This is a genomic window from Amycolatopsis vancoresmycina, assembly GCF_000716785.1.
GTDB lineage: Bacteria > Actinomycetota > Actinomycetes > Mycobacteriales > Pseudonocardiaceae > Amycolatopsis > Amycolatopsis vancoresmycina.
In genome coordinates this window covers 97273-115477 of the sequence record NZ_JNYY01000014.1, presented here as the reverse complement: position 1 = coordinate 115477, position 18205 = coordinate 97273, and the positions used below count along the sequence as shown (strand labels likewise).

17 protein-coding genes are annotated in these 18205 nt (G+C 72.8%); 6 read left to right on the top strand and 11 right to left on the bottom strand.

The window, feature by feature from the left end:
* Nucleotides 1–12: 12 nt before the first annotated feature.
* The 4 genes from OO60_RS29715 to mraZ all read right to left on the bottom strand — a co-directional run bounded on the left by OO60_RS29715 (nucleotide 13) and on the right by mraZ (nucleotide 4251).
* Complete coding sequence (locus tag OO60_RS29715; RefSeq protein ID WP_033262565.1) at nucleotides 13–1938, bottom strand: peptidoglycan D,D-transpeptidase FtsI family protein; 1926 nt, start codon at nucleotides 1936–1938, stop codon at nucleotides 13–15.
* A complete protein-coding gene (gene ftsL, locus OO60_RS29710) occupies nucleotides 1938–2654 on the bottom strand; it encodes a cell division protein FtsL (RefSeq protein WP_033262564.1) in 717 nt (238 codons plus the stop codon). The genes OO60_RS29715 and ftsL overlap by 1 nt, the downstream gene beginning before the upstream one ends.
* The gene (gene rsmH, locus OO60_RS29705) at nucleotides 2651–3604 is read right to left on the bottom strand and encodes a 16S rRNA (cytosine(1402)-N(4))-methyltransferase RsmH (protein WP_004561063.1); all 954 of its coding nucleotides are present in this window, start codon (nucleotides 3602–3604) and stop codon (nucleotides 2651–2653) included. Before rsmH ends, ftsL begins: the two co-directional genes overlap by 4 nt.
* 215 nt (nucleotides 3605–3819) lie before the next feature.
* Nucleotides 3820–4251, bottom strand: a complete 432-nt coding sequence (gene mraZ / locus OO60_RS29700; protein ID WP_004561064.1) for a division/cell wall cluster transcriptional repressor MraZ — start codon at nucleotides 4249–4251, stop codon at nucleotides 3820–3822.
* A 651-nt stretch (nucleotides 4252–4902) separates the two neighbouring features.
* Between mraZ and OO60_RS29695 the strand changes: the two genes are divergently transcribed.
* Nucleotides 4903–5808 (top strand): hypothetical protein, encoded by a 906-nt coding sequence (locus OO60_RS29695; RefSeq protein WP_033262563.1) that lies wholly within the window; start codon nucleotides 4903–4905, stop codon nucleotides 5806–5808.
* A 58-nt stretch (nucleotides 5809–5866) separates the two neighbouring features.
* Here OO60_RS29695 and OO60_RS29690 read toward each other — a convergent pair whose 3' ends face one another.
* The 4 genes from OO60_RS29690 to OO60_RS29675 are packed head-to-tail and all read right to left on the bottom strand — an operon-like array spanning nucleotide 5867 to nucleotide 8049.
* Nucleotides 5867–6592, bottom strand: coding sequence for an ESX secretion-associated protein EspG (locus tag OO60_RS29690; RefSeq protein WP_004561066.1), 726 nt, complete (start codon nucleotides 6590–6592; stop codon nucleotides 5867–5869).
* Entirely contained in the window at nucleotides 6589–7146 is a 558-nt protein-coding gene (locus OO60_RS29685; RefSeq protein WP_004561067.1) for a PPE domain-containing protein, read from the bottom strand. The genes OO60_RS29690 and OO60_RS29685 overlap by 4 nt, the downstream gene beginning before the upstream one ends.
* Nucleotides 7147–7160: 14 nt before the next feature.
* Nucleotides 7161–7706 (bottom strand): DUF3558 domain-containing protein, encoded by a 546-nt coding sequence (locus OO60_RS29680; RefSeq protein WP_004561068.1) that lies wholly within the window; start codon nucleotides 7704–7706, stop codon nucleotides 7161–7163.
* Nucleotides 7699–8049, bottom strand: a complete 351-nt coding sequence (locus OO60_RS29675) for a hypothetical protein (protein WP_004561069.1) — start codon at nucleotides 8047–8049, stop codon at nucleotides 7699–7701. Before OO60_RS29675 ends, OO60_RS29680 begins: the two co-directional genes overlap by 8 nt.
* Nucleotides 8050–8321: 272 nt before the next feature.
* On the opposite strand from OO60_RS29675, the gene OO60_RS29670 reads away from it, so the two are divergent.
* The 3 genes from OO60_RS29670 to OO60_RS29660 are packed head-to-tail and all read left to right on the top strand — an operon-like array spanning nucleotide 8322 to nucleotide 13253.
* Complete coding sequence (locus OO60_RS29670; RefSeq protein WP_205624269.1) at nucleotides 8322–9389, top strand: AAA family ATPase; 1068 nt, start codon at nucleotides 8322–8324, stop codon at nucleotides 9387–9389.
* Nucleotides 9390–9411: 22 nt separating this feature from the next.
* Nucleotides 9412–10686 (top strand): DUF58 domain-containing protein, encoded by a 1275-nt coding sequence (locus OO60_RS29665; RefSeq protein WP_004561071.1) that lies wholly within the window; start codon nucleotides 9412–9414, stop codon nucleotides 10684–10686.
* Nucleotides 10683–13253, top strand: coding sequence for a transglutaminase TgpA family protein (locus tag OO60_RS29660; RefSeq protein WP_033262662.1), 2571 nt, complete (start codon nucleotides 10683–10685; stop codon nucleotides 13251–13253). The genes OO60_RS29665 and OO60_RS29660 overlap by 4 nt, the downstream gene beginning before the upstream one ends.
* A gap of 333 nt (nucleotides 13254–13586) precedes the next feature.
* On the opposite strand, the gene OO60_RS29655 is transcribed toward OO60_RS29660, so the two are convergent.
* From OO60_RS29655 to OO60_RS29645, 3 genes are all read right to left on the bottom strand, one after another.
* Complete coding sequence (locus tag OO60_RS29655; protein WP_033262562.1) at nucleotides 13587–13991, bottom strand: DUF3040 domain-containing protein; 405 nt, start codon at nucleotides 13989–13991, stop codon at nucleotides 13587–13589.
* Nucleotides 13992–14255: 264 nt separating this feature from the next.
* Nucleotides 14256–15506 carry a DNA polymerase IV gene (gene dinB, locus OO60_RS29650; protein ID WP_004562322.1) on the bottom strand — a complete coding sequence of 417 codons (1251 nt, stop codon included), beginning with the start codon at nucleotides 15504–15506 and terminating at the stop codon, nucleotides 14256–14258.
* A 106-nt stretch (nucleotides 15507–15612) separates the two neighbouring features.
* Nucleotides 15613–16338, bottom strand: coding sequence for a methyltransferase domain-containing protein (locus OO60_RS29645; protein WP_033262561.1), 726 nt, complete (start codon nucleotides 16336–16338; stop codon nucleotides 15613–15615).
* Between the two features lie 106 nt (nucleotides 16339–16444).
* Between OO60_RS29645 and OO60_RS29640 the strand changes: the two genes are divergently transcribed.
* The gene (locus OO60_RS29640) at nucleotides 16445–17338 is read left to right on the top strand and encodes a ParA family protein (RefSeq protein WP_003075950.1); all 894 of its coding nucleotides are present in this window, start codon (nucleotides 16445–16447) and stop codon (nucleotides 17336–17338) included.
* Nucleotides 17339–17341: 3 nt separating this feature from the next.
* A complete protein-coding gene (locus OO60_RS29635; RefSeq protein WP_003075946.1) occupies nucleotides 17342–18151 on the top strand; it encodes a DNA-formamidopyrimidine glycosylase family protein in 810 nt (269 codons plus the stop codon).
* Nucleotides 18152–18205 lie beyond the last annotated feature (54 nt).

Genomic DNA, 18205 nt, shown 5'->3' with positions numbered 1-18205 from the left:
GCCGCGCGAGGGTTACGGGGCGATGATGAGCGGGACCTCCGGCGAGGGCCCGTCCGACAACGGGATCTGGTACCGCTGCGTCAGGTACGACGCGATCGTGTGGAACAGCGGCGCCGCGGAGTGCCCCACCGGCAGCGTCGTGTCGGGGGCGTCCAGCCGGATGCCCACCACGAACCGCGGGTGGTCGGCGGGCAGGATGCCCGCGAAGGTGATGTTGTACAGGTGGTCGCTGTATGCCTTCGTCCGCGGGTCGACCTGCTGGCCGGTGCCGGTCTTCCCGGAGATCTGGTAGCCCTCGACCGCCGCCGTCGGGGCGGTGCCCTTCTGCAGGCCCTTCCCGTTCTGGGCGACCGCGCGCATCATGTCGCGCACCGTCTTGGCGGTCTGCGGGCCGACCACCTGGACCGCCTTCGGGGCCGGCTCGGGCACGGTCGTGCCGTCCGGGTTGACCTTGGCCTTGACGATCCGGGGTTCGACGCGCAGGCCGTCGTTGGCGATCGCCTGGTACATCCCGGCCATCTGCAGGATGGTCATCGAGAGGCCCTGCCCGATCGGCAGGTTGCCGAAGGTGGTCGCCGACCACTGGCTGCGCGCGGGCACGGAACCCGCGCTCTCACCGGGCAGGCCGACGCCGGTGCGCTGGCCGAGGCCGAACAGCTTCAGCAGGTTCGCGTACCGTTCCTCGCCGATCTTTCGCGCCAGCAGCAGGGTGCCGATGTTGGACGACTTGGCGAAGATGCCGGTGGTGGTGAACGTCTGCGTGCCGTGCGTCCAGGCGTCGTGCACCGTCTTGTCGGCCACCTGCAGGGCGCCGGGCACCTCGACGGTCGACTCCGGCGTCGCGACGCCGTATTCGATCGCCCCGGTGGCGGTCACCAGCTTGTTGACCGACCCGGGTTCGAACGGCGTGGTGACGGCCGGGTTGCTGAGGTCCTCGGTGGTCCAGGTGCTCTGGTCGTTGGGGTCGAACGTGGTGTCGTTGGCCAGCGCGTAGACCTCGCCGGTCTTGGCGTCCAGCACGACGGCCTGGCCGCCCTTGGCGTGGGAGTTCCGCACGTAGTCCGATAGCTGGCGCTGCACCTCGTACTGCAGGTCGGAGTCGATCGTGAGCTCGAGGTCCGAACCCGGGACGGCGGCCTGGATGTCGCGCTCGGTGCCCGGGATGACGACGTTGTCGCTGCCGTTCTTCGTGTTGACCAGCATCCGGCCCGGGGTGCCGGCGAGGTCGTTGTCGCGGATGAGCTCCAGCCCGACGAGGCCGTGCAGGTTGTGCTTGGAGACGTCCGGGTCGTCCGAGCGCCAGTTCGCCGCGCCGACGATGTTCGCCGCGAGGTTGCCGCCGGGGTACTCGCGCAGCGCGCGCTTCTCGACGCCGATCCACGCGTAGTGCTTGACGATGTCGGCGGCGATCGACGGCTCGACGTTGTTCACCAGGTAGGTGAAGGACGCCTGCTTGTGGAACAGGTCGAGCAGCTGCTGCTCGGTGATCACGTTCGGCAGCTTGCCCGCGATGTACTTGGCGGCGCCGGCGGTTTCGGAGTCGAACGTCTTGGCCGTACCGGGGTTCTTCGCGGCGAAGTCGTCCATGCTCTTGTGCAGGGCCTTGAGGTTCACCGAAAGCGTCCGCACCTCGACGCTGAACGCCAGCTTGGCGCCGTTGCGGTCCACAATGGACCCGCGCTGGGCGGGGATGTCGATGGTCTGGGCGCGCTGCCGCTCGGCCGCGGCCGACAGCGCCGCGGCGTCGAACCACTGCACCTGCACCAGTTTCACGCCGGCCACGAGCAGCACGGCGACCAGCAGCAGCCGCACGGCGGAGAACCGGCTGCGGTGCCCGCCGTTGCCGCGGCGCGCGGCGGCGCTGCGCGTCCCGGCGGCGTACGTCCGGCGGGCGCTGCCGGCGGCGCGCGCCCGGACCTGGCTGCGACCCGAGGCCATCACTGGCCGCCCCCCGGCTGCGCGGGCGGCTCTTCGGCGGGCACGGCGGGCTGGTCGCCCTCGATCGGCGCGCCCTGCTGGGACTGCGTGCCGGCGGCGGGCGCGGCGGGCGGCGCGGCCGGCACCACCGGCGTGTCCGCCTGGGCCTTCTTGGGCTCGCCGACGAGCGACGTCCGGCCGTCCGGGCCGACGACGATGCGCGCCGGGTCGCCGCCGGGCACCATGCCCAGCTGCTGGGCCGCGGGGGCCAGCGAAGCGGGCGACTCGGCCTTCGCGACGTCGCGCTGCAGCTGTTCCTTCTGCTCGGCCAGGTTCGCGTTGGCCGTGCGCAGCTGCTCGAGCCGGTAGGAGTCGGCGATCGCCTGCGTGGTCAGCCACAGCGTGGTCGCCACCCCGGCGGCCAGCAGCGCCATCATCATCAGCACGAACGACGCCCGCGACTTGGGCAGCAGCAACCGGAGCTTGAGCTTCGGCTTCGGCTCGGCGGCTTCGGGCTTCGGCTGCTGCGGACGCGGCTCGCGGTCCTTCAGCAGGTCGGCGCGCTGGGCGCGGCGCGCGTAGGCGCGCTCGGCCGCGGAGGTGCGGCCACGGGACGCCCGGCGGCCGGGTTCGGGCGCCTTCGGGTCCGGCTCGACGGTCGTCGAGGTGCGGGCGGCGTCGCTGCGGCCCCGCGTCGCCGGCGCGGCCCGGCGGCGGGACTTCGCGGGAGCGGTCATCGCGGCTCTCCGATCCTCTCTGCGGCCCGCAGCCGCACCGAGGCGGCCCGCGGGTTTCGTTCGATCTCCTCTTCGCCGGCCTTCTCGGCGCCGCGCGTCAGGAGCTTCAGCTCCGGTCCGTGGCCCGGCAGTTCCACCGGGAGGCCTTCCGGGGTGCGGGACTTCGCGAGTTCGGCCAGCGCCTGCTTGACCAGCCGGTCCTCCAGGGACTGGTAGGACTCGACGACGATCCGGCCGCCCAACTTGAGCGCACCCAGCGCGGCGGGCATGGCGCGGCGCAGCACCTCCAGCTCGCCGTTGACCTCGATCCGCAGCGCCTGGAACGTCCGCTTGGCCGGGTGCCCGCCGGTGCGGCGGGTGGCGGCCGGGACGGCGTCGTAGAGCAGCTCGACCAGCCGCCCGCTGTTCGCGAAGGGCTCCTTCTCCCGCGCGGCCACGATCGCCTTGACGATCCGCTGCGCGAAGCGTTCCTCGCCGTAGTCCCGCAGGATGCGGACGAGCTCGCCCGGCGCGTAGGTGTTGAGGACGTCGGCGGCGGTGAACCCGGTGGTCGGGTCCATCCGCATGTCGAGCGGCGAGTCCTTGGCGTAGGCGAACCCGCGTTCGGCGCGGTCCAGCTGCATCGACGAGACGCCGAGGTCGAACAGGATGCCGTCGGCCTTGGCGATCCGCAGCCCTTCGAGGGCCTCCGGGAGCCCGTCGTAAACGGTGTGCACGAGGTCGACGCGGTCGCCGTGCCGGGCCAGCCGTTCCCCGGACTTCTCGAGCGCGGCCGGGTCGCGGTCCAGCGCGACGAGGCGCAGCCGCGGGAACGCTTCGAGGAGGGCATCGGAGTGCCCGCCGAGGCCGACCGTCGCGTCCACGAGGACGCCGTCGCGGCCGGCGAACACGGGAGTGAACAGCTCGACTATCCGGTCGAGCAGCACCGGGACGTGCTCGGGTGCCGTCATCGTTCCCTCCCCCTTTCTCCGCCTGGGCGGCCCGGGGGAAATATGGCGGATGCCGTCAGGTCCCTGTCCGCCCGCTGCGGACCTGGTACCGGGGAAGGTGCACCAGGGCTGTTGAGCGGACAGAGGCCTCACGGCATCCGGGTGGGCTTCCCCTCCTCGCGCGGACGGCGAACCTCTTCGTCCCCCGACGACGAAGGTGCACCGCGACCGCACGCCTAGAAGACGCCCGGCAGTACTTCCTCTCGAGCCTTCGCGTAGCTGTCTTCGTGTTCCTCCAGGTACGCCTGCCACGCTTGGGCGTCCCAGATCTCCAGCCTGGTGATCGCCCCGATCACCACGCACTCCTTGCTGAGCCCCGCGTAGCGGCGGAGCTCGGGCGCGATGGTGATGCGCCCCTGGCCGTCCGGACGTTGCTCGTCCGTGCCGGCAAACAGGTAGCGCTGGTAGGCCCGAACCGCCTCGTTCGTGAACGGGGCCTCGGCGACCTTGCGCGCCATCTGCTCGAATTCGGCGCGAGGGAAGACGAAGAGGCAGTGATCCTGCCCCTTGGTGACCATCAGCCCACCCGCCAAGGCGTCACGGAACTTCGCGGGCAGCGCGAGCCGCCCCTTGTCGTCCAGCTTCGGGGTGTGGGTGCCGAGGAACACGGCCTCCACCTCCCTACCGTCCACGGTGGCGAACCACCCCGGACGGCCACGGGGCTTCCCTTCCGCCCCACTGGGCACCACCGTACCCCACTTTTCACCACAGTCAACGCGACAAACCCGCGGACCACTCCGTCGAGTGTTCCGTTTGCGCAGGTCAGCAGGGTGGGTGCCGGTGGGGGGCGTGGTGGGGCGCGGTGGCCAAGATCCCCCGCACCGGGGGCCGGAGCAACCTCAGCTGTACCCCAAGCGTCCGCATAACGGCCGCGAAAGAACCCACCCCCGCCCCGGTGGGGCCCGGTGGGGACGCAAGTGGGGCCCGGTGGGGCGCCCGGTGGGACCCGGTGGGACCTCGGGTGGGGCCCAGTGGGGTCTCGGGTGGGTGGCAGTGGGGACACCGGTAGGGCCAGGTGGGGACACCAGCCAGTGGCGCGGATGCCGCGAATGACTCATTCGGGACATCCGACGCCCCGAATGAGTCATTCGCGACCTTGGCCGGCCGAGTTGTCCACAGGGCTGTGCCGGTAGCCGGGAGTAGTCCACAGATTACGACGACCGGTATGTCTGCCCGGTCGATTGCCGGACGATCGATCCGTGACCAGAAGATCGTGGGCCCGAGACGCCGAGGAGCTCTTCGGCGCCAGCCGGCGCGGCGTGATCACGGTGGCGCAGCTGGAAGACCTGGGCGTCCCGTCACGCACCAGCTACCGGCGATGCCGTCCCGGCCAACCGTGGCAACGGCTCCTTCCCGGCGTCGTCCTGCTCCGCACGGGCACGCCGACCCGGCGGCAACTGCTCGAAGGGGCCTTGCTGTACGGCGGCAGCGAGGCGGTCGTGACCGGCCTCGAGTCATGCCGTCGGCAGGGTCTGAAGCGCGAAGCCCGGCCGGGCGAACCGATCCACCTCCTGCTGCCGGCCCACCTCAAGACAACCAGCAGCGGCTACGTTCTCGTCGAGCGGACCACCCGGCTGCCCGCGCCGGTCACCCTCGACGAACTGCCCTTGGCCCCCGTGGTCCGAGCGGTGCTGGACGAGTGCCGGCGGCTGACCGAACGCGCGCCGATCAGAGCTTTGCTCGCGGAGGCGGTGCAGCAGTTGAAGGCCGGCCCGGCCGAACTGTCGGCGGAGCTGGAGCAAGGTAGCGACAGAGGCAGCGCTCTGCCACGCGAAGTGCTCCGGGAGATCGGAAAAGGAGCCCGATCGCCCGCCGAAGCCGCGGCCATGGCCGTCTGGCGTCGCACCGGCTTGCCGGAGCCGGTGTGGAACTTCGAGATCTGCGACGAGCGTGGCCGGTACATCGCCACCCCGGACGCCTGGTGTGATGCGGTGGCCTTGGCCTGGGAGATCGACTCCTACGAGTTCCACTTCGGCCAACCCGGCTACGCCGCCACCCTCGAACGCAACAACCGGTACGCCGCCGCGGGGGTCGCGGTGGTGCAGACAGTGCCCAGCCGGCTGCGTACCGAGCCCCGAGCCGTGGCCGGCGAGCTCGTGCTGGCTTACCGCGCGGCGGCGAATCGCCCGCGCCCTCCGGTAGTCCTGTCCGGACGTCGCGAATGACTCATTCGGGACCTCCGACGTCCCGAATGAGTCATTCGCGACGTTGCGGCGGCGCGGGTTAGGTCTCGGGGGTCAGGAGGGCGGCGACGCGGGCCGCGAGGCGGGTGCTGTCGACCGGGGTGACCGTCACCCACTCCTGGTCGCCGCGGCCCGGGGTCTTCGTCGCGCAGTAGGCGCCGACGTCCGTGTCGAACCACGTCAGCCCGCCGACCCGCGCCACCCGCCCCGACGCCGACCGGCGGCTGACGCTGAACTGCCCCGCCGCGTACACCGGCCGGGCCTGGATCGCGCGGACCTCCTCGAGCTGGGCCGCCGCCGTCCCCGAACCGGCGTCACCCGACAGCGTCGACGCCGGGAGGCTGATGCCGTAGCCCGGACCGGCCGACAGCTCCGGCAGGACGTCCACGATCGCCGTGCAGAGCTCGCCTTCGCGGATCGAGTCCAGGCCGATCGTCTGCTCCGGCTGGGTCGCCAGCACCCCGCGGCGGCCGCGGACCGCCGTCACCGCGCGGAACGGCGCCGGCGCCGTCATGTCGGCCAGCGCCTCGCACGCGACGAACACGTCCGCCGCCGCCAGCAGCTCCAGGCGCGTGGCCAGCGCCGGCTCCAGCCGGGACCCGCCGTAGAGGCCCCGCGAAGCCAGGTTGTCGTACACAGCCTTCCGGACCTCGGCGCGCTCGGCGTCGGTGCCGCCGACGCTGCGGACGGTCAGCGGTTCCGGCGGGCGGGCGTGGCCGAGGTCGGTCCAGAGGATGTCGAACGCCGACGCCGAAAGCCGGATCAAGCCCGCCCCAGCGACGGCGGGTTGGGGAACGACTCGGCGGGCGCGTGGCCGCGCAGCGCCGTGTCGCGCGTCCGCAGGACGTCGATCGCCTTCTGCCGCGCGGCTTCCGCTTCGGCGCGGCGGGCCGCCATCTCCCCCGCCAGCCCGGCCAGCACGAGCACGTTCCCGCTGGACGCGGCGTCGCGGATCATCGACGCCGGGTCGTAGGTCACCGGGGGCGGCATGTCGGCGCGGGCCCGCGCGGCCACCTCCGCCTGCGCGCCGACCGCCTGGCCCACCGACGCCGAGACGGCGGCCGAGTGCGACAGCCACCGCGCGGCCCGGCCGAGAGCCGCGCGCGCCTCGTCCCCCGCCTCGCCCTGCCAGTGTTCCTCCGAGGACGCGACCAGCGCGGCGACGTCGGCGGTGGACTCCTGCAGCCGTTTCGCGAGCCCGTCCCAGCGCGCGCCCGCCTCGCCGGCGGCGACCGGATCGTTGCCGTGCTCGACCTCCGCGGCCATCGCCTCGTGGCTGTAGGCCTCGTACCGCGCGGTGGGAACGGGGGGTTCGGGCACGGCGCACCTCCTGGTCAGGGCAGCTTGGGTTCGACCAGCCCGGCCACCGTGCCCGCGCGCCGGCACGCGAGCGGGGTGTCCGAGAAGCCGGTGTTGCTGACGTCGATCTGCACGCTGGCGCCGTCACCGACCCCGAGGAGCACGGCGCAGGTGCCGTCGGCGGCCTTCTTGTCCGCCACCTGCAGCGCCGGGTGGGCGCCGACCTTCGTCTTCGTGGCCGTCTTCTTCGCGACCGCCAGGTCGGCCAGGCCGTCGGTGTCGCTGAGGGTCACGGTGACGCCGAAGGTGCCGGGCACGGTCCAGTCGCACGCGCGGGCGCCGGCGATGTCCTTGGGCTTGCCGAGGACGCCGATCCCGGCGGTCGACCGGTCCTGCGGGGTGAGCAGCGTGCAGGGGTCGAGCGCGGCGAGGCCGGTCCAGGCGACCGGCGGGGGCTGGGCCGTGGCGGATGCGGACGCGGACGGGTGCCCGGCGGCGGCGGGTTGCTGCCCGCAGCCGCCGAGCAAGAGGAGAAGGACCGGCGCGCCCCACCGGAGCCGCCCGCGCACCCGGTCAGCCACCGGTGCAGTCCACGCCTTCGGCCGCTTGCTCGTCCGCGTGCTGGTACTTCGCCAGCGCCTCGCCGATCCGGTGCTTGAGCGTCTCCAGCTCCTTGCCGAACGCCGTGAGCTGCTGGACCGCCGAGCCCTGGCCGCCGATGCCGTACTCGGCCATGAACCGGCCGATCTCGCCCGCGTACCCGCCGCCCAGCGGCACGCTCCGGCCGAGCACCTTGGCTTCGCGGACCATCTCGCCCACGACGTCCTGCAGGGCGCCGAGTTTCGCGTAGGCGTCGGTGGCCAGTTCGGGCGCGACCGCGAAGCCGCGCACGTCGAAGGGCGGCTTCGTTCGCACCTCGCTCATAAGCGGTTACGCCTCTCCGTAGCCGGGCGACCTCGAACCGCAGCATACGACAGAGCAGGGTGTCAGCGGGAGCACCCAGAATCGGGTGAAAGGGCACCCGTTCGGGGTATCGTCGCTGCTTGCGCAGTGTCATCGCGGGGTTCCACCCCCCGGTTCGCCCGGGTTTGACACACTGGGTGGCAGGCTGGTCGCTGCGCGCGGACACCAGCGAGGGGCCGTTCGGGCCCGGCGGTGCGCACAGTGCGCGCGGCCATGCGCCACCAGGAGGTCGAGTGACGTCGAGAATCCAGTCTGCCGCGCCCGGATCGGGCGAGCAGGCATCCGGGCGGCCGCCTTATCCGGCGGAGCCCTCGGGCAACGGCCGGGCCCACGGCCACCCCGGCAGAGTGCCGCTGGACGAACTGCACGAGACCGCGCGGCGGATCGCCGCCAACGTCGAGCGCGTGCTGGTCGGCAAGCCCGACGTCATCCGGATCGCCCTGGTCACGCTGCTCGCCGAAGGCCACCTCCTGGTCGAAGACGTGCCCGGCGTCGGGAAGACGTCGCTGGCCAAGGCCCTCGCCCGGTCGATCGACTGCACGGTCAGCCGCATCCAGTTCACCCCCGACCTGCTGCCGAGCGACGTCACCGGCGTTTCCATCTACAACCGCCAGTCCGGCGAGTTCGACTTCCGCCCCGGCCCGGTGTTCGCGAACATCGTGGTGGGCGACGAGATCAACCGCGCCTCGCCGAAGACGCAGTCGGCGCTGCTGGAGTGCATGGAAGAGCACCAGGTCACCGTCGACACCTCGACCTACCGCCTCGACCAGCCGTTCATGGTCATCGCCACGCAGAACCCGATCGAGATGGAAGGCACCTACGCCCTCCCCGAGGCGCAGCGCGACCGGTTCACCGCGCGCGTCTCCATCGGCTACCCCGACCAGCAGGCCGAGCTGGCCATGGTCGACGAGCACGCCGGCCACAACCCGCTCGAGGAACTGCAGCCGGTGTCCGACGGCCAGACCGTGCACCGCCTGATCGAGACGGTCCGCGGCGTGCACATCGCGCCGGAGGTCCGCCGGTACGCCGTCGACGTCGTCGCGGCCACGCGGCAGGTCCCGGAGATCCGGCTCGGCGCGTCCCCGCGGGCGACGCTGCACCTGGTCCGCGCGGCGCGGGCGCAGGCCGCGCTGTCGGGCCGGGACTACGTCGTGCCGGACGACCTGCACACGGTCGCGGTCCCGGTGCTGGCGCACCGCCTGGTCCTGACCACCGAGGCCCACGCGGCGCGGCGGTCGGCGACCGACGTCGTGCGCGCGGTGCTGCACCGGGTGCCGGTGCCGCAGGGTTCCCGGCCGTAGAGCCGAAGGGGAAGAGAACCGCATGCTGCGTGCCCTGTCCGGCCTGACCACCCGCGGCCGCTGCCTCCTGGCCGCGGGAATCGCCGCCGCGGTGTGCTCGTTCGTGCTCAACGAGCGCGACCTGCTGCGGGTGGCGGTGTTCGTCGTGGCGCTGCCGCTGCTCGTCGCCGTGTTCATCTCGGCGACCCGGCTGCGCATCGGCGCCACCCGCGCGCTGCGCCCCGAGCGGGTGGCGGTCGGCGGGAACGGCGAGGTGCAGCTGGAGCTGTGGCGCAGCGGACGGCTGCCGGCCGGCGAGATCCTCCTCGAAGACGGCGTGCCGTACGCGCTGGGTTCGCGCCCGCGGTTCGTCGTCGAACGGCTCCCGCACGACCGCCGGGTGGCGCTGCGGTATCCCCTGCAGCCGGTGCTGCGCGGGATCCAGCAGGTGGGGCCGCTGCGCGCGACCATCACCGACCCGTTCGGGCTGTGCGAGTTCGAGCGCGAGCTGATCGGCCATTCGCGGCTGGTGGTGGTCCCGCGGGTGGTTGCGCTGTGGGGCCTGCCGAGCGGCGCGGGCATCGGCGTCGGCGACGACGGCACGGTCCGCCTGCACGCCGGGCAGGGCGAGGCCGACGTGATCGTCCGCCAGTACCGCCAGGGCGACGACCTCCGGAAGGTGCACTGGCGCTCGACGGCCCGCCGCGACGAGATCATGGTCCGCGTCGAGGAGCGCCCGTGGCGCGGCGGCACGACGGTCCTGCTCGACCACCGGGCGGCGGCCCACCACGGTGCCGGCCCGGCGGCGAGCTTGGAGTGGGCGGTGTCGTTCGCGGCGTCGGCGGCATTGCATTTGCGCCGGTCAGGCCACCGGGTCCGGCTGGTGAGCGAGCACGGCGCCACGCTGGCCGACACCCCGGGCGACGGCGGCGACCACTACGACCACGTGGTGCTCGACGCACTGGCGGCCCTGCAGCCGGCCCACCAGCGCGACATCACGCTGGCCGGCGACCCGGCGGAGGGCCAGGAGCTGATCGCGGTACTGGGCACGGTGAGCACGGAGGCGGTGCACGAGCTGACCCAGTTCCGCCCGCGCGGCATCCGGAGCCTGGCGGTCCTGCTGGACACCCCGACGTGGTCGGCGGGCGTGACGGCCCCCGAGCAGCGAGCGGCGGCCACGGAGGATTCGGCGGCGCTCCTGCGCGCGGCGGGCTGGGGCGTGGTGATCGCGGGCCCGGGCTCGCCGATGCCGCAGGTGTGGGCGGAGTTGTGCCGCAGCGGCGCCCGCCGGGGAACGCTGATCGGGGGCCCGCGATGAGCACTACCGCACCCCCGCGTCCCACCGACCGGCCCGCTTCCCGGCCGGGGCGGCCGCTTTCCGCCTGGCGCAGCAGCGTCCTGGCTCCCGTTGCCGCCGGGGTGGCCACCCTCTGCGCCGCCACCTCCGTCACCAGCGTCGTCTCCGGGCTCGCCTGGTTCGGGTACCTCTTCGTCGCCGTCCTGCTCATCGGGGCCGCCGGGCTCGCGCTGCGGTCGCTGCAGGTGCCGACCGTCCTCGTCGGCCTCGGGCAGCTCGTCGTCCTGCTCTTCCTCATCACCGGGGCGTTCACCACCCACGGCATCCTGCAGGTCATCCCCGGCCCCGAGGCGTTCTCCGAGATCGGGACCACGCTCTCGGCCGCCGCCGAGCAGATCCGGGTCGGGCTGCCGCCCGTCGAGGGCAGCCAGCCGATCCTGTGCCTCGTCACCATCCTGATCGGGCTCGTCGCGATCCTGGTCGACACGCTGACCGTCGCCGTCGCGGCGCCCGCCGCGACCGGGCTCGTGCTGCTCTGCGTCTACGCCGTGCCGGCCGCGCTGAGCGAGGAAATGCTGCCGTGGTGGACGTTCCTGTTCGGCGGCGCCGCCTTCGCCGGGCTGCTGGCCGTCGACGGCAACCACCGGCACCGGCGCTGGCGGACCCGCGAGGCGCCCGGGCGCAGCGGCAAGCCCGGCGTGCTGTCGGCGCCGGTCGCCGTCGTCTGCGCGGCGATCGTCCTCGGCCTGCTGGGCGGGGCGATCACCTGGGTCGGCACCGTCGGGCGGATGCCGTTCGGCGGCAGCGGGAACGGCCCCGGCGCGGGCTCCGGCGGCTTCGGCATCCAGCCGTTCACCGAGCTGCGCGGCATGCTCGACCAGGGCGCCAACCGCGAGCTGTTCAAGGTCCGCGGCCTCGGCACCGACCGGCGCCTGATGCGCGCGATGACCCTGGACACCTACTACCCCAACAAGGGCTGGGGCCTGCACGACGAAGGCCGTTCGCAGCAGGGCAGCCCGGTCGGGCCGCGGCTGCCGGCCGCGCCGGGCGACGACGGCACCGGCGCCGCGCGCAAGATCGACGTCGAGCCGACGAGCTGGCGCGACAACTGGCTGCCAGTCTACGGCGCGCCGCGGGTGATCGACGGCGCGGCCAACGGCTACCTCTACGACCAGATCAGCGGCACGGTGTTCACGACGCGCAGCGAAGCTCCGCCGTCGTACACGGAATACGCGTCGCTGAAGGAACCGACGGCGGCCGAACTGCGCGTCACCTCGCGGGTCGACGACCTGCCGCCGCGCTACACCGAAATCGAGCAGGTCGACAACCGCGTCCGCGCGAAGACCGAGCAGCTGATCACCGGCGCGTCCAACGACTTCGACCGCGCTTCGGCGATCTGGCGGTACTTCACGGCGCAGAACGGGTTCGTCTACGACACGAACACCGGGCCGGCCAACGACGCCGACGCCCTCGCCGACTTCATCCTCAACAACAAGCGCGGGTTCTGCGAGCAGTTCGCGTCGGCGATGGCGGTGATGCTGCGGGTGGCGGGCATCCCGTCGCGGGTGGCGATCGGCTTCACGCCGGGCGTGCAGGTCAACGACTACCTGTCGATCAGCACCCAGGACGCGCACGCGTGGGTCGAGGCGTACTTCGGCGACAAGGGCTGGGTGACGTTCGACCCGACGCCGCTGTCCGACGGCCGCGGCATCACCCCGTCGTACCTGCAGGCCGGGCCGCAGGACGGCACCCAGCCGGACGACACCCAGGTGGCGCCGAGCACGGTCCAGTCGAGCGCGGCACCGACCGGAGTCCCGCGCGACACCGAGCCGAACCTGCCGGCCCAAGCGGCGAAGGACGCTTCGGGCAGCGACGGCTGGCTGTTCGACTTCGCGGTGGTGCTCGCGTTGCTGGGCGCGGGCGCGCTGGTCGTCGCGGCCCTGCTGCGCCGGTTGTTCGACCGCAGACGGCAGGCGGCGCCGCCGGTTCCGCTCCCGGACGAGGCCGGGCCGTCACCCGGCGACCGGAGCGAGGGCGCGCTGCTGGTCCGGGCCCCGGCGCCGACAGCGGCCCCGTCCCGGGCGCAGGCCCTGCTCGGCTGGCTCCCGCTGCTGGCGGCCGGGTTGTGGATCACCGCACTGGGCCTGCTGGCGGCGACGGTCGCCTGGTGGCTGGGTGTGCTGGTGGTGCTGGTGTCCCTGCTGGTGGCAGGCCCGGCGATGATGCGCGAGGCGGTCCGCCGACGGCGGCTGCAGCGCATAGTCCAGCAGCAACCGGGAGCGGCCGACGCGGCGTGGGCGGAGCTGCGCGCGGAGTGCGCCGACCGTGGTCTGCCGATCCCCAGCAGCGACACGGTACGGGTGGCGGGCCAGAAGCTGGCGGCGAAGCACCACTTGGACGACGAAGGCCGCGAAGGGCTCCGGACGGTGATCGGCGTGCTGGAGAGGTCCTGGTACGGCGAGGACGAAACGCCACAGCCGGAACTCCAGCCGGCCTTCGAGGGACTGCGGCGGAGCCTGCGCCGGAACGCACCGCTTTCGTGGAAGGGACGCCTCTTCCCGCGCTCGGTCTTCCGCAACCGCGACTGACGAACTCCGCGCGGACATCACACGTGATCAGCGAGGCATCACCCGTGATCCAAGGGGCATCTCGCGTGATCCGAGAGGCATCACACGTGACTGGGGAGGCATCACACGTGATCAGCGGGGCATCACCGTGATGCCCCGCCAGTCACGCGAGATGCCCGTCCAATCACGCGAGATGCCCGTCCAATCACGTGTGATGCCCGCCCTGCGCTGCCCTCACCCTTGTGGGGGTCACCCACTGTCACCCCAGCTGGCCGCGGCCTCGTGGGTGGCTGAGCACACAAGAAGATCCGCGTCCCTCCGAACGGCGGGACGCGGATCTCTGGTCTTGCGGCGCTACTGCTCCTCGAAGCGCTGGCGGAAGCGCTCCTCCATCCTCTGGGTGAAGGAACTCCGGCGGCCTGACTGCTTGCCGCCGCGGGCGCCCGGTCCACCGCCCTTGCCGTCTCCGTCGGCGCCGTGCCGAATCGATGTGACGGCCATCATGACTCCGAAGAACATCACGAGGAACCCGAGCACGCTGATCAGCGGGATGTCGGCCACCCGGAACTGCGGCACCACCACGCCCAGCACCAGCAGGGCCACGCCCACTACGAACAGGGCGATGCCCTGAATACGCCGTCGGCGAGCGGGGCGACGCAACCGGGTGCCACGCACCGTGGATGCGAACTTGGGGTCCTCGGCATAGAGCTCGCGCTCGATTTGATCGAGCAGCCGCTGCTCATGCTCGGAGAGTGGCATCTTTCCTCCTCCGGCACAGCTGTCGCGGGCGCCGGGCCGCGCAACGTCCTGGACCCAACAGCCAACCCCAGGCGGGGTGGCACTGTCCAGGATACGAGGCCCGCGCCCGCACGACTACCCGATCCCGCATCCAGAAGGGATCGAATTGGGCTAAATCCGGCCGGCGGGGTGTTGCGGACGGTCACCGTCGCCGATCGTGACCGTTTTACCGCGTGTTCCACGTTGTGGGGGAACGCCGACCGTGCCGCGGCTCACCGCTCGTGATCAGCCCGCCCGAGGCGGGACCGAGCGCCCATCGCCCTCCTGGTCCCGAGGCGCCAGCAACGACGCCGGCCGGACCGCGGCCGAGCCGAACTTCGACCGAGCCACGTCGGCCGCCACCTCCGCGTCACGCCAGCGCGGCGCCGGCGACTCGAACACCAGCTGCTCCCCCGCCTCGCCCGTTTCCAGCCCCTCCACCCGGACCCCGATCAGCCGGACCGCCCCCGCCGGCGCGTGCTCCTCCAGCAGCGACACCGCCACCGCGTGAATCTCCCGCGCCACGTCCGTGGCCGAGACCAGCGTGCGGGCCCTCGTGATCGTCCGGAAGTCCGCGAACCGCACCTTGATCGAGACCGTCCGGCCGCGCACGCCCCGGGCCCGCAGCGTCGCCCCCACCCGCGAAGCCAGCCGCAGCAGCTCCAGGCCGAGGGAAGCCCGGTCGTGGCGGTCGACGTCGAACGTGTGCTCCGCGCCGATCGACTTCTCCGGGGCGTCGACCACCACCGAGCGCTCGTCCACCCCGTGCGCCAGCCGGTACAGGTGCTCGCCGATCGCCGTGCCCAGCGACTTCTTCAACCGCTCCGGCGGGAAGGCCGCGACGTCGGCGATCGTGTCCAGGCCCAGGCGACGCAGGCGCTCCTCCGTCCGCTCGCCGACGCCCCACAGCGCCGACACCGGCAGCGGGTGCAGGAACGCCAGGGTCTCCGCCGCCGGCACCACCACCATGCCGTCCGGCTTCGCCATCCCCGACGCCAGCTTCGCGACGAACTTGACCTTCGCCACCCCGACCGAGCAGGTGATCCCGTGCTCGGCCTCGACCCGCGCGCGCAGCTGCGCGCCCAGCGAAGCCGGCGTCGCGCCCAGGCGCCGCAACGCCCCGCTGACGTCCAGGAACGCCTCGTCCAGGCTCAGCGGCTCCACCAGCGGCGTCAGCTCGCGGAAGATGCCCATCACCCCGCGGGACACCGAGCCGTACAGCCCCGAGGTCGGCGGGATGTTGATCAGCTGCGGGCACAGCCGCTTCGCCGTCGAGAACGGCATGGCCGAGCGCACGCCGAACTTGCGCGCCGGGTAGTTCGCGGCGGCCACCACGGCCCGCGGGCCGCCGCCGGACACGACCACCGGCTTGTCCGCCAGCTCGGGCCGCGTCCGCAGCTCCACCGACACGAAGAACGCGTCCATGTCGACGTGCAGCAGCCCGCACCCGGTGTCGTCCGGCACCGGCTCGCCCGGCCGGACCCGGAACCGGCCCATTCCGCCCGGCAACTCAGCATTTCGCCCCACGCCGGGGACGCTACCGGCCACCACCGACAGTTTCCGATCACCGGGAGCTCGACGGCGGAAACCGGCCGGAAAACCCTCAGCCGAGGCGGGCGACCGCGTGCAGCCGCCCCGCGATGTCCCGCAGCGCCGGCGACCCCGCCGCCGCCTGCTCGAAGGCGGCCAGCTCGTCGTCACGGACGTCGCCGGGCACCAGGTCCGAGATCACCCGGTCGCCTTGCAGCAGTGTGACCTCGAGGCCGGCGGCCTCCAGGCCGGCGCGCAGGCCGTCGGCGGAGAACCGGCGCAGCACCGTGTCGCCCGGGGCGATCCCGTCCGCGCTCTCGAGCAGCCGCCGGGCCTCGCCGACCCGGCCCGCCAGCGCGCGGTGCAGCACCGCCGCGTGGCGGTTCGCCACCAGCACCGACACCGCGCCACCCGGCGCGACCGCCGTCGCCAGCGCCGCGAGCACCGCGGCCGGGTCGTCGACGATCTCCAGCAGCCCGTGCGCCAGCACCAGGTCCGCCGAGCCCGCCTCGACGTGCCTGCCCAGCGCGTCGGAGTCGTCCGCGACCACCGTGATCAGCTCGGAGACGCCCTCCTCCTCGGCGCGGCGCTGCAGCGTGGCCAGCGCGTTCGGGCTCGGCTCGACGACCGTCACCCGGCAGCCCGCCGCCGCGAACGGCACCGCCCAGCCGCCGCTGCCGCCACCCACGTCGACGACGCGGGGGTGCTCGGCGCCCCGAGCGCGGGCGGCCTCGATCTCGGCCTCGAGCACCCGGCGGACGGCGCCCGAACCCCGGGCGGCCACGGTCTCCGTCTTCATGTCGCACAGGGTAGTGCCCGCCCCGCGCCGTCCCCCGGGCTCCTCCCTTCGAGTGAACGCCCCTTGCCCGGCGGCGCCCGGAGCCCGCACCCGTAGGCTGGAGAACGTGCACACGGTCGCCGTACTCAGCCTCAAGGGAGGCGTCGGCAAGACGACGGTCGCTCTCGGTGTCGCGTCCGCCGCCCTGCGTAGGGGCACCCGGACCCTGGTGGTGGACCTCGACCCGCAGGGCAACGCCACCACCTCGCTCGACCCGCCGTTCACCGACGCCACCCTCGCGGACGTGCTCGAAACCCCCACCCGGGAGATGCTGCAGCGCGCCATCGCACCGAGCGTCTGGAGCGAGGACGTCGACGTGCTCGTCGGCTCGGAAGAGCTGGAGCTGCTCAACGACCCGGAGGCCGACAGCGAGCGCCTGGCGAACTTCTCCCGCGCGCTGGACGAGCTGCACCGCGAGCCGCTGCACGAAACACCGTACGAGCTGGTGATCCTCGACTGCCCGCCGTCGCTGGGCCGTCTGACGAAGTCGGCGCTGGTCGCCGCGGACAGCGCGCTCATCGTCACCGAGCCGACGATGTACGCCGTCGCCGGCGCGCACCGCGCCCTGGAGGCGATCGAGAAGATCCGCAAGGAGCTCAACCCGCGGCTGCGCCCGATCGGCGTCCTGGTGAACAAGCTGCGCGTGCGCTCCTACGAGCACCAGTTCCGGATCGCCGAGCTGCGCGAAAACTTCGGCTCGCTGGTGATGCCGACGGCGATCACCGACCGGCTGGCGGTGCAGCAGGCGCAGGGCGCGTGCAGCCCAATCCACGAATGGCACTCGCCGGGCGCGCAGGAGATCGCGCTGACGTTCAACATGGTGCTGGCCAAGATCCTGCGGTCGAACCGGGCGGGCCGCCACCGCATCGCCGGTGAGGAGCCCGAGGGCCCGGACTGGCCGGAAGGCCCGGCGCCGGAGACCCCCGAGGCACCGGCCGAGGTGTCCGAATCCGCGGGGTGAGCTGTGCCCGAAGGTGACACCGTGTTCCTGGTCGCCCACCGCTTCGCGAAGGCGATGACCGGGAAGACGTTGCTGCGCGGGGAGTTCCGCGTGCCCCAGCTGGCCACTGTGGACCTCGCCGGGCGCGAGGTGCTCGGCGTCGGAACGGTCGGCAAGCACCTGTTCACCCGGTTCTCCGGCGACCTGACCCTGCATTCGCACCTGCTGATGGACGGCATGTGGGACGTCTACCCGGCCGGCGCGAAGTGGCGGCGGCCCGGCCACCACGCCCGCGTGATCCTGACCGCGGCCGACGTCCAGGTGATCGGCTTCCGCGTCCACGACCTCAAACTCGTGGCCACGAGCAAGGAACACGACCTCATCGCCCACCTCGGCCCGGACCTGCTGGATCCACAGTGGACCGACGACCACCTGAAGCAGGCGAGCGCGAACCTGACCGCCGATCCCGCCCGCGAGCTCGGCATCGCGCTGCTCGACCAGCGCGTGATGGCGGGCGTCGGAAACCTGTACAAGTGTGAAATCGCTTTCCTGCTCGGCGTCACGCCGTGGACGCCGGTGTCCGAAGTGGACGCCACGCGGACGGTCCTGCTCGCCCGCAAGCTGCTGCTGGCCAACGCCCGCTCCGGGCGGTTCGACCAGAGCACCACCGGTCACCTCGACCGCAACCGCAAGAACTGGGTCTACGAGCGGACGCGCCAGGGCTGCTACCGCTGCGGCGGCAAGCTCCTGGTCCGCCAGCAGGGCCACGACGTCCAGCGGCGGCCGACGTGGTTCTGCCCGAAGGACCAGACCGGCCCGTACCCGGCGCAGTAAGCTGAGTCACGTGACGACGTTCAAGCTCCCGCTCTACGGGGCCGACACCGAACG